18 protein-coding genes and 6 tRNA genes are annotated in these 14,867 nt (G+C 38.6%); 15 read left to right on the forward strand and 9 right to left on the reverse strand.

Translation table 11 applies throughout. The annotated features are described in order from the left end of the window. The 7 genes from ITJ87_RS11670 to ITJ87_RS11695 all read right to left on the reverse strand — a co-directional run bounded on the left by ITJ87_RS11670 (position 1) and on the right by ITJ87_RS11695 (position 4,668). Entirely contained in the window at positions 1 to 258 is a 258-nt protein-coding gene (locus tag ITJ87_RS11670) for a hypothetical protein (protein ID WP_004326977.1), read from the reverse strand. After that, the gene (locus ITJ87_RS18730) at positions 224 to 433 is read right to left on the reverse strand and encodes a hypothetical protein (RefSeq protein WP_005794455.1); all 210 of its coding nucleotides are present in this window, start codon (positions 431 to 433) and stop codon (positions 224 to 226) included. The genes ITJ87_RS11670 and ITJ87_RS18730 overlap by 35 nt, the downstream gene beginning before the upstream one ends. A gap of 6 nt (positions 434 to 439) precedes the next feature. Next, positions 440 to 2,170 (reverse strand): hypothetical protein, encoded by a 1,731-nt coding sequence (locus tag ITJ87_RS11675; RefSeq protein ID WP_009132264.1) that lies wholly within the window; start codon positions 2,168 to 2,170, stop codon positions 440 to 442. Positions 2,171 to 2,819: 649 nt separating this feature from the next. Then, on the reverse strand, positions 2,820 to 3,032 hold the full coding sequence (locus ITJ87_RS11680) for a hypothetical protein (protein ID WP_005794446.1): 213 nt from the start codon (positions 3,030 to 3,032) through the stop codon (positions 2,820 to 2,822). A 2-nt stretch (positions 3,033 to 3,034) separates the two neighbouring features. Then, entirely contained in the window at positions 3,035 to 3,928 is an 894-nt protein-coding gene (locus ITJ87_RS11685) for a hypothetical protein (protein ID WP_009132265.1), read from the reverse strand. 79 nt (positions 3,929 to 4,007) lie between these two features. Continuing rightward, entirely contained in the window at positions 4,008 to 4,289 is a 282-nt protein-coding gene (locus tag ITJ87_RS11690; RefSeq protein ID WP_004327399.1) for a hypothetical protein, read from the reverse strand. 139 nt (positions 4,290 to 4,428) lie between these two features. Next, the gene (locus tag ITJ87_RS11695) at positions 4,429 to 4,668 is read right to left on the reverse strand and encodes a hypothetical protein (RefSeq protein ID WP_004327398.1); all 240 of its coding nucleotides are present in this window, start codon (positions 4,666 to 4,668) and stop codon (positions 4,429 to 4,431) included. 374 nt (positions 4,669 to 5,042) lie between these two features. Here ITJ87_RS11695 and ITJ87_RS11700 point away from each other — a divergent pair, with 374 nt between their 5' ends. The 9 genes from ITJ87_RS11700 to ITJ87_RS11740 all read left to right on the forward strand — a co-directional run bounded on the left by ITJ87_RS11700 (position 5,043) and on the right by ITJ87_RS11740 (position 10,529). Next, entirely contained in the window at positions 5,043 to 5,609 is a 567-nt protein-coding gene (locus ITJ87_RS11700) for a hypothetical protein (protein ID WP_009132266.1), read from the forward strand. Between the two features lie 760 nt (positions 5,610 to 6,369). Then, positions 6,370 to 6,633 carry a hypothetical protein gene (locus tag ITJ87_RS11705; RefSeq protein WP_005794441.1) on the forward strand — a complete coding sequence of 88 codons (264 nt, stop codon included), beginning with the start codon at positions 6,370 to 6,372 and terminating at the stop codon, positions 6,631 to 6,633. A 7-nt stretch (positions 6,634 to 6,640) separates the two neighbouring features. Further along, positions 6,641 to 8,278, forward strand: a complete 1,638-nt coding sequence (locus ITJ87_RS11710; protein WP_181976269.1) for a phage/plasmid primase, P4 family — start codon at positions 6,641 to 6,643, stop codon at positions 8,276 to 8,278. A gap of 1 nt (position 8,279) precedes the next feature. Continuing rightward, positions 8,280 to 8,462, forward strand: coding sequence for a hypothetical protein (locus tag ITJ87_RS11715; protein ID WP_005794436.1), 183 nt, complete (start codon positions 8,280 to 8,282; stop codon positions 8,460 to 8,462). Positions 8,463 to 8,464: 2 nt separating this feature from the next. After that, positions 8,465 to 8,686: a hypothetical protein gene (locus tag ITJ87_RS11720; RefSeq protein ID WP_008673439.1), complete on the forward strand. Its 222-nt coding sequence runs from the start codon at positions 8,465 to 8,467 to the stop codon at positions 8,684 to 8,686. A gap of 5 nt (positions 8,687 to 8,691) precedes the next feature. Next, positions 8,692 to 9,069: a hypothetical protein gene (locus ITJ87_RS11725; protein WP_005794434.1), complete on the forward strand. Its 378-nt coding sequence runs from the start codon at positions 8,692 to 8,694 to the stop codon at positions 9,067 to 9,069. Beyond that, on the forward strand, positions 9,066 to 9,473 hold the full coding sequence (locus ITJ87_RS11730; protein WP_005794432.1) for a hypothetical protein: 408 nt from the start codon (positions 9,066 to 9,068) through the stop codon (positions 9,471 to 9,473). The genes ITJ87_RS11725 and ITJ87_RS11730 overlap by 4 nt, the downstream gene beginning before the upstream one ends. Then, positions 9,457 to 10,245, forward strand: a complete 789-nt coding sequence (locus ITJ87_RS11735; RefSeq protein WP_005794430.1) for a hypothetical protein — start codon at positions 9,457 to 9,459, stop codon at positions 10,243 to 10,245. The genes ITJ87_RS11730 and ITJ87_RS11735 overlap by 17 nt, the downstream gene beginning before the upstream one ends. Positions 10,246 to 10,274: 29 nt before the next feature. After that, a complete protein-coding gene (locus ITJ87_RS11740; RefSeq protein ID WP_005794429.1) occupies positions 10,275 to 10,529 on the forward strand; it encodes a hypothetical protein in 255 nt (84 codons plus the stop codon). 196 nt (positions 10,530 to 10,725) lie between these two features. On the opposite strand, the gene ITJ87_RS11745 is transcribed toward ITJ87_RS11740, so the two are convergent. After that, positions 10,726 to 12,222 (reverse strand): phage portal protein, encoded by a 1,497-nt coding sequence (locus tag ITJ87_RS11745; RefSeq protein ID WP_117707987.1) that lies wholly within the window; start codon positions 12,220 to 12,222, stop codon positions 10,726 to 10,728. Further along, the gene (locus tag ITJ87_RS11750; protein WP_005794423.1) at positions 12,219 to 13,853 is read right to left on the reverse strand and encodes a terminase large subunit domain-containing protein; all 1,635 of its coding nucleotides are present in this window, start codon (positions 13,851 to 13,853) and stop codon (positions 12,219 to 12,221) included. The genes ITJ87_RS11745 and ITJ87_RS11750 overlap by 4 nt, the downstream gene beginning before the upstream one ends. 348 nt (positions 13,854 to 14,201) lie before the next feature. Between ITJ87_RS11750 and ITJ87_RS11755 the strand changes: the two genes are divergently transcribed. The 6 genes from ITJ87_RS11755 (at position 14,202) to ITJ87_RS11780 (ending at position 14,797) form a co-directional block, all read left to right on the forward strand. Then, positions 14,202 to 14,274: transfer RNA gene (locus ITJ87_RS11755), tRNA-Met, on the forward strand. Between the two features lie 65 nt (positions 14,275 to 14,339). Beyond that, positions 14,340 to 14,412 (forward strand) — tRNA-Phe (locus ITJ87_RS11760). Between the two features lie 79 nt (positions 14,413 to 14,491). Further along, positions 14,492 to 14,564 (forward strand) — tRNA-Asn (locus ITJ87_RS11765). Positions 14,565 to 14,571: 7 nt separating this feature from the next. After that, positions 14,572 to 14,644, forward strand: a tRNA-Trp gene (locus tag ITJ87_RS11770). Between the two features lie 5 nt (positions 14,645 to 14,649). After that, positions 14,650 to 14,720, forward strand: a tRNA-Gln gene (locus ITJ87_RS11775). Between the two features lie 5 nt (positions 14,721 to 14,725). Then, a tRNA-Glu gene (locus ITJ87_RS11780) sits at positions 14,726 to 14,797 on the forward strand. The last annotated feature ends 70 nt before the right edge of the window (positions 14,798 to 14,867 follow it).

Here is a 14,867-nt window from a genome sequence, read left to right on the forward strand (position 1 = left end):
TTAAGAGTCAAGTTTTTTAATAAATTCATTTAATCTACTGGCTGAATAATCGGTACCGCCAATTATAAAATAACCATCAACGGCAAATTTGAATGCTTCAATGGCTTTTTGTCTCATTCCTTCTTCGGCTATCGCTATTGCTGCATAGGCTTTTGCTTCTGATATGGCATATTGCACATAGCCGGTAGAATCCATCCGGTTGTCACTTTCCAAATCCAAAGTGTTACGTCTGATATAATCTTTTGCTTTTTGATTCATACTTTTGGGTATTTTCCTTCTCCTTTCGGATCAGTTCATTAATAAATTTACTCATGTTCGGTTGCTCTCTGACAAAATCAACCAAATCAATATCCAGTCTAATAGCATAGACCTTACTTTTCGTAACCGGTTTGTTTCGGCGATAACTTCTTTTGGCTTGTTTATTCTCTTCCATAATAATTCATTGATATATGTAATAATTCGTTTGAAATGGCTGTAATTTAGGCTTGTTTGCCTCTTTTGTTCCGTCTCTGATTCGATGATTACCTTTGGTGTGAAAACGTCTGAAATCGCCCCAAAATAGTTCATCTGCATTTGCCTTTGGTCGGATTGTTCCCCAAACATATCGCCGTAATAGTTTGGGTAACATCATGGAAACAAACAGTAACGCTATACATTGGTGATTCAATAGTTTGGGCACAACGATTCGGCTGATAGTTCGTTCATGTTTATGTATGAAGATAGGCACCGGGAAAACCAAAGGCCGATCAATATACAATAGTTCGGGTGTGTATGCGCGTACTGGTTCATCCTCTGTTATTGGTTCGGGTACATTTGCGTTTGTTTCTTCGCTTACTGATTCGGTTAATAGTTCAGGCAAAGAAATGCCGGATAGTTCGGTTAACATTGTTAGCCTCTGTAATGCTTTGTTTATTTGATCCTGATAAAACCAACGGGAAATAAAATCTATCAGAGCTACCAAAGCAAAGACAAACGCCGGTGTTTTCGTTTGTGCATCCACATATAAGGCCGGTAAATGTTTTTCCGGTTCTCTTACCGGTTCTTTTTCCGGGATGATCGGAGCTTTGGCGCGATCTAAAGCCTTTATATTACATTTTAAGTTCGGGCAAATAGAATCATTTATAAATGCAGGCATAACCACACCTATACGCGCCGTCTTATCATCAAAGACCGCCGCCCGATCAGGTGCAACCAGCCACACGCCACCAGTCCAGCCGGAAAGCAAGGGGATAACGTTTGATGCAAAGAAACCTAGCTTTATATCAATTAAAGCGGCTTTTTCCAATGTTGCACAAAGTTCTTTGTGTCCGTTACTGTCTGCATCATTATAAGATAAATAAACTTTATTATCTCCGGCAATAGTACGAAGTGAAAAACCGCTTTTTTTGTTTCGTTTGGCTATTTCTTTTACAAAACCGGCGACCGCTTTTAATTCGCTTTTCTGAATCTTTATAAATCCGTCTTTTGAAAGATTGGGGTACACAAGCCGGTAATTAGGGAAATATCCGGCAAAATCACAAACAAAGGTTTGTTTCTTATCGTTGGTTATTTCTGTAATATTGCCGCCTTCCTGATTACAAACACAAACAGAACACCGGCCAACCATTTCTTTTAAATGTTTGGGATTGATAAATAATTTTAGGCCGTCAGGCAAAAGCCCGGATGTTTCAATAATTACGGGGTATTCTTTTAATGTACGCCCGTCAGAAGCAACTAAAGCCGATTTGTAAGGATCAAGATAAATATAATTAAATACCGGTCTTAGAGGATCTTTTGTTACTAATTTAGTGATATTTAGATGTTCCTTTGTAATCCACATATCAAAGGAGCAAACAATATTTTCGCGCTCTTCTATTTTGGTAAACCTTGTTTTATTGGCTTGTTTGGTGCCTATCAGCTTTTCAAATTGCCAAACAAGATTAAAAACCTGATCCACTGGAAAGGAACATTTAAAGCTGTTTATTTGTACAGTCCTAAAATCCGTTATATTTAGTTTGGCATCAACGCAAAGATATTTTATATTTATCTCGTTACCGTTGGCATCTTTCAGTTTTGCAAGCTCCGCGGCGGTATAGGTGCCGGGAGCTATTTCTATTTCATTTGTAAAAACGTCGTTTGCTATTTTAACCAATTCGGCCAAAATGAGGCCATTAAATTCTTTTTCATTCATAACATTAAATAGTTAGATATTTTACACCAAAGTAAAAGCCTAAAGCAAGGCAAAAAAGCAAGTAAATAGGAAGCAGCCAAAGACCGCCAAACGCGCTAAAGCAGATTAACAAAACTACTATTAGCCAAATAATTACGCCCACCATGTTAGAAAGTAGGGTTTTCAAGCTCTTGCAAAAAATCGTCCTCCGTTATACTCTCACATATATTTGAGCCATCAACATAAACACTAAATCCGGTTGCGGTGCGGAATACTTCTAATTTGTGCGTTTCTCCGTTTGGGGATTCTATTATATAAGCAGTCATAATATCAAAGTTTAAAGGAATGCCGGGAAACCGCCCGGCGCGGTGGAATGTTTGTATTATTCGTTTATGTTATGCAAATTACAGTTCCAAACGTGTTAGGGAATGAACCGTCTTTGTTAAGGCTAACAATAGATATATTATCCCCGTTATCCTTTATTACATAAACTATAAGTTTTCTAAATCCATATAACCCAATATGATATAATATCTTTTTCTCCATAAATTTAAAATTTGTCTGATTGATCGTTTTTATTTATGAAGTCTTTTAATTTTTTGGGATCGGTGCCAGAGATAAACACCACGGCACCGAATAAAAGCAGCATTAAACAAAACATAGCTTATTATTAATAAAGTGTTGCACGTTCGTATAAACTTTGCGATATAATGCCATCTTTACAAAGTCCGTCTTTATATTCTCCGAAAGCTATATTAAAATCCAGTTTAAAAGAATGTTTCTTTTTGTTGGCTTCTCTTTCAAATTCGCCTCCGAACTCTTTGCAGAACACCCAAAAAGATCGGCGTAACTCTTTTTGATTGGTTATCGTATATTTTGCCATGGCTATTTCATTTTAAAAGTTATGCCAGCAGGCAACAAAGAACGGTTAACACTGGAAACGAATTTATTAAAATCGTTCTCCGTTACTTTTGTTTCGTAGTCTTTCCAATTAAAAACAAGCTCGTTACTATGATCGTAATATATCACATTACAAACTGATAACCCGGCATCAAGAACGGCCAGCATAACTCGCTTTTCATTTTCGGCCTTTTGTTGTTTCTTTTTGCAATCGTTAATTATTTCAGCGCGTTTTTTCTCGTATGCTTTGCGCTTTTCTTCGTCTTTTCGCGCTTGTACAGCTTCAGGACGATAATAACCCTCGTTTATTCTGTTAGTTATAGTTGTACGTTCTTCATCCGTTAATTTCAAAGTAAAACGTTCATTTTCCGGCTTATATGGGTTTTCCCATATTTGCCCGGTTAACTCTTCCAGCTTTTTTATAGCCTCGTTAGATTCTCTTTTCCAGCGTTCAACGATACCAAGCGTATAAAGAAGGTATTTAAAGTATTGTTTATCTTCTGCCTGATAAAGTAAATTATACTCCGTTTCTGTAATACGCAAATAGTTAATTGCAGTTTCTTTGCTGCTGTTTGTAATATGATAAAACCCGTTTTCAACTGGGTACATTGGCGCGCCGTAATGATTAGACAAATGAAGATCAACGAACATTTTAAACTGTGGGAAACGCTTTAGTATTTCTTCATGGCAGCAACCACCAGCACACCAAACGAAACGCCCGTTTTTGCGTTGTTCGTAAATATCCGCCGTTATACTCCAATCGCATATATTATTTTTGCAATCATCAGCCAGTAATATTTTAACATTGATTTCAAAGGTTGTCCCGGCTTGAATATATCTTTTTGATACTGTGTAACAAAGTCTATTTGTAGTAGTCATAATACAAAGTTTTAAAGGGTGAATAATGAAAAGTAAGAAGTAACCCGGAGCCATGACAACCCCGGAAAAATAGTTATTATTAGAATTTAGAAAGATATTCCACGCATCCGATAATATAGGCCGCGTGTTCTCTTGCCGCTTGTTCTTTTTCTTGCTTGGTTGCGGTCTTATGATCCTGATCGGAAAGCATTTTAGCCGCCATCCGGACGATCTTTTTCATAGTAGAACAGTTTGCAAGATATTCAACGGAAGGAGTTAAACCGCGGTTTACTTTTTTCAAGAGTGCATTTTGCAGCCATTCAGTAAGCGCGTAAATATCGCGAGAATTGCGAATATAGATAATTAATAAATCTGTGTTCATAACGCAAAATTTAAAGGGTGAAACTTGGTTTGTCTTTGTTTTTCCCTTAACTTTGCGTTATCACTGTGGAAGGTGATCCGATAAACGCAAAGTTTAAAGGGAGGCCGGGAAGAGTCGCCAAACTCGACCCGGTTTTTTATTAATATGAAATCTTTTGAATGCGATCAAAAGGAATTAATAACGCTATATGTTTATCTTGATAGTGAATCAGTTCAAAACTATTTGCCGTTGATAGTCTTATAATAGCGGCTTTTTTCGCCGTTTCTTGAAACACATCAAAATGAACCTTCAAACGGTTGCAACAGTTTGTGCCCTCTGGGGCTACATGTACGGCGTTTAGCGTTACATTTTTGTTTTGTAAGTTTAGTAATACTTCCATGATCTTATATTTTAAATTAAACACTCAACCAAGAAGAAGTAAAAGCGGAATTTGTGGAAGGTGATCCGGTCTTTTATCTCCTTTTCTGTATTACAAAGATACGAATAATATTTGTAATACAAAACAAAATGTACTTTTATTTTTAAGAAAATGCTCCGTTTTTACATTTATTAATATTGATATAATATATTGATTATCAATAAATTAATAAATAATATGATGATAAATATAAAGTATTTAAGAAGTAAGGAAATATTTATAGAAAATAGGTGTTTAAATACGCTTATTTGCTTTATTTATAGCCTTTGTTTAACTTTGTAGCAAGTTACAGAGCGCGAGACGCCAATATAATAAACCCTTTTATATCGTTTTATATGGTGTATAGTAAGCGCGTAACAGATTTACAGCAAATTTATCAATTAACCCCGGATGATGTTTTCTTTTGTATGCTTGTAGCATCCGGCGCCAGTCGTGGCGAAGCATACGCAACTATATTTAGACCACGATCTACAAAGATAGAAACAGCGCAACGCGGAGCCGCCCAACTTGCAAAGGATAAACCCGGCATTAATAAACTAATACGGTCTTTTGAAGATAACCGCGCCGCCTTCCTTCCTGACAATGATAGCCCCAAAAGCAAGAAGAAAAAGAAAAACACAGAAACAGAAGAGGAAGAAAAAGCCGGAAATGTTGTACAATACCGAGATAAAGACGCTGTTTTATCAGGTCTCGAACAAACTTTGCCTTATTTGAGGGGCAAAGATCGTGCAGATGTATTAATGAAAATAGCCGATTTACAACAGATGAAGAAGGACGAAAATACAGAAGAAGAGGAAACAGTACATTATTATTTGCCTTTGCAGTGTTATAGATGCAGCCTTTTTATAGCTGATCGAGCAAAGCGGAAAGCAGAAGAAGCGGAAAAGCCGGATAATATTTAATATTATAGGTATAATATAAAGAGAATCAAGGCAAAGCGCGGCTTTTCTCCTTCTTTGCTGGTCAACTGGATAATGAAAGCAGGGAGGGCACCCCCCCCCGGCTACCCAAGACACCAAGCATGTTTCAATCCCGGTCAAGATTTTTATTTTTTTTTCTTTTTTGGAGCCAATAATGGATGTTTTTAAGGCTTTTCCAATGATAAATTACAAAAGTGAATGTCCGATGTATAGTTTTACTTCTGAAAATGTATAGTATATGTATAGTTTACTTCATAACTATACATGTGTAAATCATTCATTATTAGGTCAATGGAAATTTAATGTATAGTATGTATAGTTTATATGTAAATTGCGTATGGGGAAAAAATATATATAATATGGTTTGCATAAAAAACTATACATACTATGCACTATTTTTCCATTGATTTGTATTTCAATATGTTATATATGTATAGTTGCCTTTAAAACCCTACATAAACCATACATATCAGAGAGAATGTTCCATCTGTATTTCCTATTGAAATAGAGTAGTTATCCTTTGTTTATCAATATTTTGCGATTATTGGTCTTCAATGATGCAACGAATAAAAACATGGCAAAAAGACTTCAAAAAAGCGTGTTTATTCTATATTTTAAGTAGAAAATAATAGTATTTATATGGTAATTATGTAGAAAATAAGCTATATTTGTGGCATAAAACACTTGAAAAATAGCATAAAAACAGTAGAAATGCTTTGTTTTCGGGTATAAAAACGGTGGTATGAATAAGTTTGAGTCTATATTGTTTGATTATGGGCGATACGTTTTTGTTTCTGTGTTCAGAAAAGCGCAGGAAGAGGAAAGATATGAAGATTGTGCGGTGATGCGAGATATTATGCAAAAATATCATATACCTTGTGACACATCTTTAGAGGACTGGCGTACTGATTTGTGGCGATTTGGATATTCAGGAGATGTTGCTATAAATAATCTGTCAGTATATATGGTTGAGGCCTTAACCCGTGCCGGGTATTCAAATTCATAGATTGTACATGGAGAAGGGAAAGTATAGGAAGTTGTTAAATGAGGTCTTCGGGCTTATGAAAGGCGAGAAACTGGATGCCGCCTTACAAGAGTCCAAAAGTGCAGCGCGTGTTGACGCTGTGCAGGACTTGATGCGTGCAGCCATTATACGATCTTCGATTTGTAAGTTCAATGGTACGCCTTACTATTTCAGTGGCCGAATATATGAAGAGATGGCATGGGATGATTTTGGCAATCTGATATATGACTTGATGCGTAAATGCAAAATGCCCAATGGTGATTATTCCCGTGTGGAGGGTGTACTGAAAGTCTGTAAGCGTGTGGTGGCAGGAAAAGCCTTGAAGCCTGATAATGCCATTGTGGTGTTCAATAACTGTGTGTTTGATATGAGTGCTCGCCGTGCGCATTCTTTCAACAGCCGTTGGGTACAGACTACATGTGTTCCCTATGACTACAAGCCGGAAGAGCATGTCTTTCTTTGGAGAATGTTCCTGGATGAAGTTTTGCCGGACAAAAACATGCAAAAAGTTTTGCAGGAGTTTCTTGGAAGTATTTTTGTTGACCGGCGTGTGGCGAAAATGGAAACTATGCTTGTTCTTCGTGGCTCCGGCTCCAATGGCAAAAGTGTAGTCTTTGAAACGATCATGGGCATACTTGGCCGGGAGAATGTCAGCAATTTCGGCATAGGTGCATTGATTACTGGAAATGAGAGAAAAAAAAATATCGCTTTCATTAATGGCAAGCGGTTGAACTACTGTTCTGAAATACAAGCGTTAGAGTTTGGTAAGGATAGTGACACGTTGAAGAGCCTTATCAGTGGTGAACCTACCGAAGCCCGGCCTATCTATGGCGATAACTTCACTGCTTACAATATTCCTCTGCTTATGGCAAATGCCAACCAAATGCCGTATTTGAAAGACTGGAGCTATGGAATGAGGCGGCGTATTTGCATTATTCCCTTTGAGGTGGAGATACCCAAAGCCCGGCAGAAAAAAGAACTGTCACGGGATTTGGAGGCCGAATACCCAGCTATATTCAATTGGATATTGGAAGGACGTGACCGTTTTATCGCCAATGGTTATAAGTTGACAGACAGTAAGGAGCTTGAAAATGTCATGGATGAATATCAGTCGGAAAGTAGTACCGTAATGAAGTTCATGTATCAAATGAACTATCTGTGCCGCTATGAGGAAATTGCCGATATTGAACCCAAATGGATGTCTTCGGCCATTCTGTACCGGAAATATTGCAAATGGTGTAGGGACAATAATGCCAAAGAAGAGAATGTGACAGTATTCGGACGTATTCTTTCGGAAGCCGGTTATCGTAAAAAAAGAACCCCGAATGGTCAGGTGTATGGTTTGTATGGAACAGCCTTGACGGAAAAACTCTATTATGAGAAACGGGAAGACCTACGGGGTAACTATAAGCAAAGGATCGCTAAACCGGTTTATCAAGATGGCAAACGATACGCTTATACCCATGAAGGGCTTGCGGCCTGCTTGTCATTGAGCATTTATCAAGTCCAGCGTTTGTTCCGGGAGAAGAAACTGGAGGGGACGTACCACATGGAGAAGAGAACAACTGTTTTTGACTTGGACGCTGTGGAGAAGATTATCAAACAATTAAAAATAAGAACCAAATAGTATGATCGCACCGGATGAATTTGCAGAGGTTATTGAAAAAATAGATAACCTACGGGGAGCATTGGAAATCCCTATGCCAGCTGGATTTCATGTAAATCAAATGAAGCGTGAGCTTGAAGAAGTATCAGACAAATTAAAACGGATTTACGTTGAGGAAGAAGACGAAAATCCATGGGAGGAATAAGCATGGCAGTAAAATTTAGACACAAGGAAACGGGATTGTTCTTTTGCAGGGCAAAGGGATTATCCCCTTCAAGAAGAGATTATGACAAACTTGGAGAAGAAGGTATTTTTAGGAAAAGGCATTTGTCTAAGCGAGGAAGAATCTACGAAAGCGCAACTGAAAATCAGAAACGGGATTGGATTGGTAAGAAACATGCAGATGAATTTGAAATAGTAAAAGTATGAAAAATATGAATCACATAGAGTTAAGTGTTGAGCTGATGTCTATTCTTCGGGCCTTGAACTATTCATGTGAATTGAAGACAATAGAAGGTAAGAGCATTGTAATGGATATAGCAGTGCAAGGAGAATTGTCTGTCAGACACCAAAAAATGATTGAAATGCTTCTTGGTGGATTTCTCTCTGAATTTTATTGGGTAAATGGGAAGCATCATATTTATATCAGAGAAGAGTGCAAAGGGCTTCTTCCTGATGATGATAGGTATAGTTGCTTGATTTATGAAATGAATAAAGTATCATCGGATGAAGAACGTATAAACTCTTACGGTAAGGAATACTTTTTTAATCTTGGAGATAGATTTGAACGTAAATTAAAAATAGGATTATGAGCAAAAAAACAAATGGTATTCAGGTAGGTAACTTTATTGTTACGAGGGATAATGGTAGTGAACATGACTGGATCAGTATTAAGGCAGTGTCAGGTTTTTGGAGTATGCGTTTTCGGGATGATAACGGAATGTTTTCCCGGATTCGGGAGTTAACCAACAATAAGGAACTTCGTGAATATTTGGAAACATGGATCAAAGTATGTTTCCTTATTAGTAATGCAACCCCTGACGTTAAGTTTATGGAAGAGTTTTTTAAAAGCTATTCTGATCTTACCGAACGGCTACGAGGCTTGCAGCAACCAGTATCACCGGAAGATGATGCCAAGATACTGGAAGAAGAGAGAAACATGAATAGTATCAAGGAAGGTATTAAGGAGGAACATAAAAATGAGGGTACCGACTGATAAGGAAATTGAAGAGGCCAAAGAATACCTCCGTCAACGTCTGGATGCGGAGCTATCCATGCGTACCAATCTTCAAATTGTAATGATCGAGGCGGCAAAGCAAATTATAGATATTTCATACCGGTACAAGATCAGCCCTGAACTATTCCGTTTTTCAGCAAACAGACAGTTGCAGGAGGAAGTGGATGCCATTATTTTATCCCTTCTTGAAATAATTGAAGACTATACTTATACTTTGGCAGTAGCGACACATGAGGATAATAAGGATGCAATCATAACATGTATAACGCGAGAATCATACGGCAAAACCTTCACACAACGTGCAAGAGAATATGTTGACCGGTTTTCAAAGGAGGTTGAAACGGCCATTGCCGCCGGATTACTACTGAACCTTTCCAAAGACAAATTACTTTCATCTATCAGGCAGTCGGTAAAAACGCCATTGCTTAATGAGCATGTACAGAGAGCTATTTCAAAGGGTTATCCGATTATTTCAAGACTCGGTGTTCAGGAGTCTTTTGGAGTAGGACGTACTGTAAGCTCTTGGACTGCACTGTCAGATTTGACGGAGTATGCTGTGGCAGAGGGTTGGATGAAGCATTGGGAATTGCAGGCTAAAGCCTGTGGAGCCGTAGGGTTCTTTGTCATGCGTGGCAGCTCCTATCCTTGTAACATTTGTGACGATGAAGTCGGATTTCATGTGGAATGGGACAAATTACCACCGTATCACGGTCATTGTAAATGCTTTGCCGTTCCCGTATCAGCAATATAATTATTTAACATACTAAATATCAGAATATTATGTTTGGATTATCATTAATCAGCACAAAGAAACTCAATCATCTTGCATCAGAATGCAGCAAACTGGCTATTGCCAATGTTGAGCTTTCAAAACAAAATGCGACACAATCTAAAACTATTATGGAACTTACTGGAGAAGTCCGGGTGCTAAATTCTAAAATCCTTCTGAATGAAAGTATCAATGATGATCTGCAAAAGAAGCTTAACCGGAAATATCCTCGAAAGCCTTATAATAAAAAATTGTATCGAAAGTAGTGTCATATTCAATTCATTCATTACATTTGCAATGTAGAAGCTGACTTGTTATAACACAAGCTTATCAACCAAATTGTTGAAAAAGTAAAGCCTCTGTCTATTTTATGTAGGCAGAGGCGGCTTTTCCTAATGTATAGTTACATTGGATTCAGAGCGCGGAGTACGGGATTGCTTTCGCGCTCCGCGTTGGTACAGATCATTTTGCATTACCCTCTTTATTTTCATTTTTCTTGATTTTCAGTTGATATAGCAAGTCAGCTTGTTGCTGTTCCTTATATTCACGCATGATACGATCCCATTCATTGTTTTTTCCATAGCCGGATTCTTCCGAGCCGGTTTCTTTTGATAAAATACCGGCACCGACTAATTGTACCAAGTTCGATACCAATTCGGCTGCATTTTGGTGGACGTATGGAACTGCCCACGAAAAAATTTTCAAATTGAGGAATTTGGTAAGTTGGCCTTTTTCTGTTCCATATCCGTGCAGGAACAGCCGTTTCATTTTGTCTATTGATTCGTCAAATTCCTTGCAGTCAATCATGGCTTTTTCCAAAGATGGTGAATAGATCAGCTTGATAGCAACACCCGGTAAATCTCCTGACTTTACTTCGGGAGGCATGACAACAAAACTCCCCATAAAAATCATTTTAAGTAATGTATTAATTTGAAGTTCAAATGATTGTGATGCTTCGGGACGATTCATAAAGCCTGCATCATCATCCTTCCCCATAGTGATAGCTTTTACCGCACCATACATATCTCCCTGAATCTCAACATCTTCACCTTTAAGTAACATGATTGGAAATGCGTATGCCATATTGTTTTGACACAAATGGGAAATAGCCAGTTCGTACTTGTCGATATTATCTTGTGAAAAGCTCCAGCAGGCACCGTGTTTGTCCCGATAATATACAACCGGACATTCGGTAAATCCATGATCGTGTTCTTCCACTAATGTATATCCTTCAATACCGAAATACTGTTTCACTTTGTTTATTGCTCCGGCTATTCCCCTTTTATCCTGCCGGTAACGGTACATTTTTTTATTATCCCACACTTCCACCCAAGAAATGAGTTCCTTTCCCTCTTCGTCATAGTCGCTGTATCGCCGGGCAAACAGTGTCATTTGACCGGTTATGGAATCGTAGTGAGGATAAAGAGTGTCACCATCAAAATAGGAGAGATTCTTGGTGAACACCTTGCCTTCATTCATATAGAATACGATTGCTGCATCTCCCGTTATTTTTACACTTTTGGCATATTCGTAAAATGCAATCTCCATATTTTTATCCAGCCATCCTTTTTGAAATTCGAGAAATATTTCCCGTGAATTTTCATCAACTTTGGTATCGGTCAGCTCATGATGAATGTCATTGCCACATAGATGTACAAGTTGTTGGATAGTGATTATCATCTGAAAGGGAAAAGAAGCACGGAATACTTTCTCCCGGAAGAACCGTTTCTTCTCTTCGTCATATTTCAGTCTGTCCGGGTAAAACAATTCCGAATTGATCTTGTGCCCTGAAGGATAAAACTCACGGATAAAATCAGCCTGCGAAATGAGCTGCCATGTCAGCCTATCACTGTTGTTTGTGAACGATGCGTTTCTTAAATCGCTCGTAATCCTGCCTTGCAAGTAACCTTCGGGAGTAACCCTTGCAAAAGGCTTTTTTGTAAGAATCTCTGCTATCATATTAATCCTAAACCTTTTATGTGTTTGCGTTTATGTTTAATTTCAAAAATCATTCGCATAAGCAATGCTTCTATGAAGTCGGGAGAATGACCTACTAATTTTTTCATTATAATCTTCTTGATAATAGTCCAGCCTTTCTCTTCACTGTCTTCATCCTTTCGTATCGCTTTCCTTTCCTTGTCGAGAATCTGTCTAAGGGGAACTTTCTCAAACCCTTTGCCGGAGAACTTGCGTTCAAGAAGAGTCGGTTCAATGGAAATCTCCCGGTTGATAATTTTTTGTGCGAACAGATATGCCGCTTGTGATTTTAAATTCGCATAGATGTATTTGAATTTCTCTTCCACGGCTTCTTTGTTGTTGAATGGGATTGCATTCGGGAAAAAGCCTTTGAATATTTGTCCGAGTCCGTTAAGGTCATAGGTGAAGCATTCTTCTCTTACATGCCATTCTTCCAGCATCGCTTTTACGGTATCGACTGTTTTCTTGCTGTCAAGTTTGCAAACAAATATGTCTCTTATATGCCATCCTTCCCACAGCCACATGACAAGACTGTCGCCACCCTCAAATGCCGCATCACATGATACCCGGCGTATTCCATCACCTATCTGCATGGAATTGCGGTATAAGGCTTCCATGTGAGTCAGCTTTATTATATCATCTCCGGCAGCTTTGTATTTCCAGTTACCGTCAAGATCGCGTGCGCGTTGTTCGTCTGACTGGTTGACAAGGTTAGCCAAATAGGTCGGATCAGAAGACATCAGTTTTACATTATCGGAAAGTTTTGCTTCAATAAAAGTAACCGACTTGATAAACAGTTCTTGTGGTGTGCCATATTGCTCATACTCCGGCTTCCAGTAGGCGTGTATAATATCCTTGCATTGCTCATATACTTCCTCACGGGTATCTCCCCAATATATACCTGAAACATTGTCCCCGTCCATAAAACAATACCGGACTCTGCCATCACGTTCCGGGATTGGAAGACCATCTTCTCCGATCCACCAGTCAATGAATTTTGCAACCCAGCTGTCAGGATCAGGGTTACATGTTCCGATAAAGCGGTTACGGATATGAAAGGCGTTACGGTTACAAGTGATAAGGTATTTGAATTTGAGATATTCCATGTGGGTTATTTCATCCACACCTATATATGCGAACTGTTTACCTTGAAAACGCTTTTTGAAATCGTCAAGTGTGTCAGCATGATAGCTGAATTTTAAAAATCCACCTTTATAGAAATTCCAGCGCATGTCGTTTTTGGACTTGTTGTATTCCCCAAAATCATCATATAAGGTGGATGATGTTTCTACCATATCAGAGAGATCGTCTATCTCATGCCGGAGAAGCACAGAACGGAAGTTTTTATTTTTTATATCTTTCAATGTTTCCATAAGAAGAGTAAAAGTTTTACTTCCCCCACGGCATCCCCCACAGATGGTAATATCAGCCGGGGTGGAGAGCATGTTTTCCTGCCCTCCACCTTGTGCGATTATCTTATTCGGATTAGGAATTTTCCTATCCGCGTCCCTTAACATTTGGATATATTCATAATCAAGCACCAAACTGGCATTAACCGTTTTTATTCCACTATATTTCTCCATAAAAAGAAAACCGATCCTCACATTACACATGTGGAGACCGGCCTATAAGCTCTGATTCTAATATTGCAGTACAAAAATACGCATAAATAGTATTATTTTCTACATTTTAATAGAAAATAATATCAAAAATGTTTTGAGAAAAGAAATCCAGTACATATATTTGCAACGAAAACATGGAGTATGATAAAAATTAGTGCGGATAAAGATGCAGATCAAAGGGAAATATACAACAAGATAGTTTTATGTCCGATATGCGGTCAGAAACTAACTGATATAAGCTATGTCAATGGTGTTGTTATATTGAGAGTGAAGTGTCGTAGATGCAAGAACTACATAAATGTGGATATTGTGGGTACAAAGTAGTTTTCAGGATAATATCGCGGAGTGGAGCAGCTGGTAGCTCGTTGGGATCATAGCCCAAAGGTCATTCGTTCGAGTCGAATCTCCGCAACAATAGTTGGAGTTGCCGCATTGTTTCTCCCTTCGATGTGGCGTATGGGGATAAAGGGAGAATATGGAAAGATGGCAGACGTGGTGTATGCGCCGGACTGAAAATCCGGTTAAGGTGATTCGATTTCATCTCTTTCCACAAAACCTATACGGTGTGGTTCAATTCCCACAGGTACGCTGAAATGGGGTATCGCAGGTTAGGTGAGTATAGGTATATTGTCCGGTTAGCTCAATTGGTAGAGCAATACACTGTTAATGTAAAGGTCGGTAGTTCGATTCTATCACCGGGCGCAATGAAGCGGAGATAGTTCAGTTGGAAGAACGTCAGATTCCAAACCTGATTGTCGGGGGTTCGAGTCCTTCTCTTCGCGCATATTGAGATATGGTGTAATGGCAACACAGCAGATTTTGGTTCTGCTATTCAAGGTTCAAATCCTTGTATCTCAACAAATGGCGTATTCGACTAACGGTTAGGTCGTCACCTTTTCACGGTGGAAACCAGAGTTCGATTCTCTGATACGCTACACAAAATGAATAACGTCCGAAGTACAAGGGAAATGCGGTGGTTTCACAGAGATGTCTTGTAGGCCGCAT

The sequence above is a fragment of the Bacteroides sp. HF-162 genome (assembly GCF_015679285.1).
Taxonomy (GTDB): domain Bacteria; phylum Bacteroidota; class Bacteroidia; order Bacteroidales; family Bacteroidaceae; genus Bacteroides; species Bacteroides uniformis.

Coding starts and splice junctions, on each gene's coding strand:
- ITJ87_RS11740 (WP_005794429.1), top strand. CDS start 10,275: ATGTTTGGATTATCATTAATCAGCACAAAGAAACTCAATCATCTTGCA.
- ITJ87_RS11705 (WP_005794441.1), top strand. CDS start 6,370: ATGAATAAGTTTGAGTCTATATTGTTTGATTATGGGCGATACGTTTTT.
- ITJ87_RS18730 (WP_005794455.1), bottom strand. CDS start 433: ATGGAAGAGAATAAACAAGCCAAAAGAAGTTATCGCCGAAACAAACCG.
- ITJ87_RS11695 (WP_004327398.1), bottom strand. CDS start 4,668: ATGGAAGTATTACTAAACTTACAAAACAAAAATGTAACGCTAAACGCC.
- ITJ87_RS11670 (WP_004326977.1), bottom strand. CDS start 258: ATGAATCAAAAAGCAAAAGATTATATCAGACGTAACACTTTGGATTTG.
- ITJ87_RS11750 (WP_005794423.1), bottom strand. CDS start 13,853: ATGTGTAATGTGAGGATCGGTTTTCTTTTTATGGAGAAATATAGTGGA.
- ITJ87_RS11730 (WP_005794432.1), top strand. CDS start 9,066: ATGAGCAAAAAAACAAATGGTATTCAGGTAGGTAACTTTATTGTTACG.
- ITJ87_RS11720 (WP_008673439.1), top strand. CDS start 8,465: ATGGCAGTAAAATTTAGACACAAGGAAACGGGATTGTTCTTTTGCAGG.
- ITJ87_RS11690 (WP_004327399.1), bottom strand. CDS start 4,289: ATGAACACAGATTTATTAATTATCTATATTCGCAATTCTCGCGATATT.
- ITJ87_RS11735 (WP_005794430.1), top strand. CDS start 9,457: ATGAGGGTACCGACTGATAAGGAAATTGAAGAGGCCAAAGAATACCTC.
- ITJ87_RS11725 (WP_005794434.1), top strand. CDS start 8,692: ATGAATCACATAGAGTTAAGTGTTGAGCTGATGTCTATTCTTCGGGCC.
- ITJ87_RS11710 (WP_181976269.1), top strand. CDS start 6,641: ATGGAGAAGGGAAAGTATAGGAAGTTGTTAAATGAGGTCTTCGGGCTT.
- ITJ87_RS11675 (WP_009132264.1), bottom strand. CDS start 2,170: ATGAATGAAAAAGAATTTAATGGCCTCATTTTGGCCGAATTGGTTAAA.
- ITJ87_RS11685 (WP_009132265.1), bottom strand. CDS start 3,928: ATGACTACTACAAATAGACTTTGTTACACAGTATCAAAAAGATATATT.
- ITJ87_RS11700 (WP_009132266.1), top strand. CDS start 5,043: ATGGTGTATAGTAAGCGCGTAACAGATTTACAGCAAATTTATCAATTA.
- ITJ87_RS11745 (WP_117707987.1), bottom strand. CDS start 12,222: ATGATAGCAGAGATTCTTACAAAAAAGCCTTTTGCAAGGGTTACTCCC.
- ITJ87_RS11680 (WP_005794446.1), bottom strand. CDS start 3,032: ATGGCAAAATATACGATAACCAATCAAAAAGAGTTACGCCGATCTTTT.
- ITJ87_RS11715 (WP_005794436.1), top strand. CDS start 8,280: ATGATCGCACCGGATGAATTTGCAGAGGTTATTGAAAAAATAGATAAC.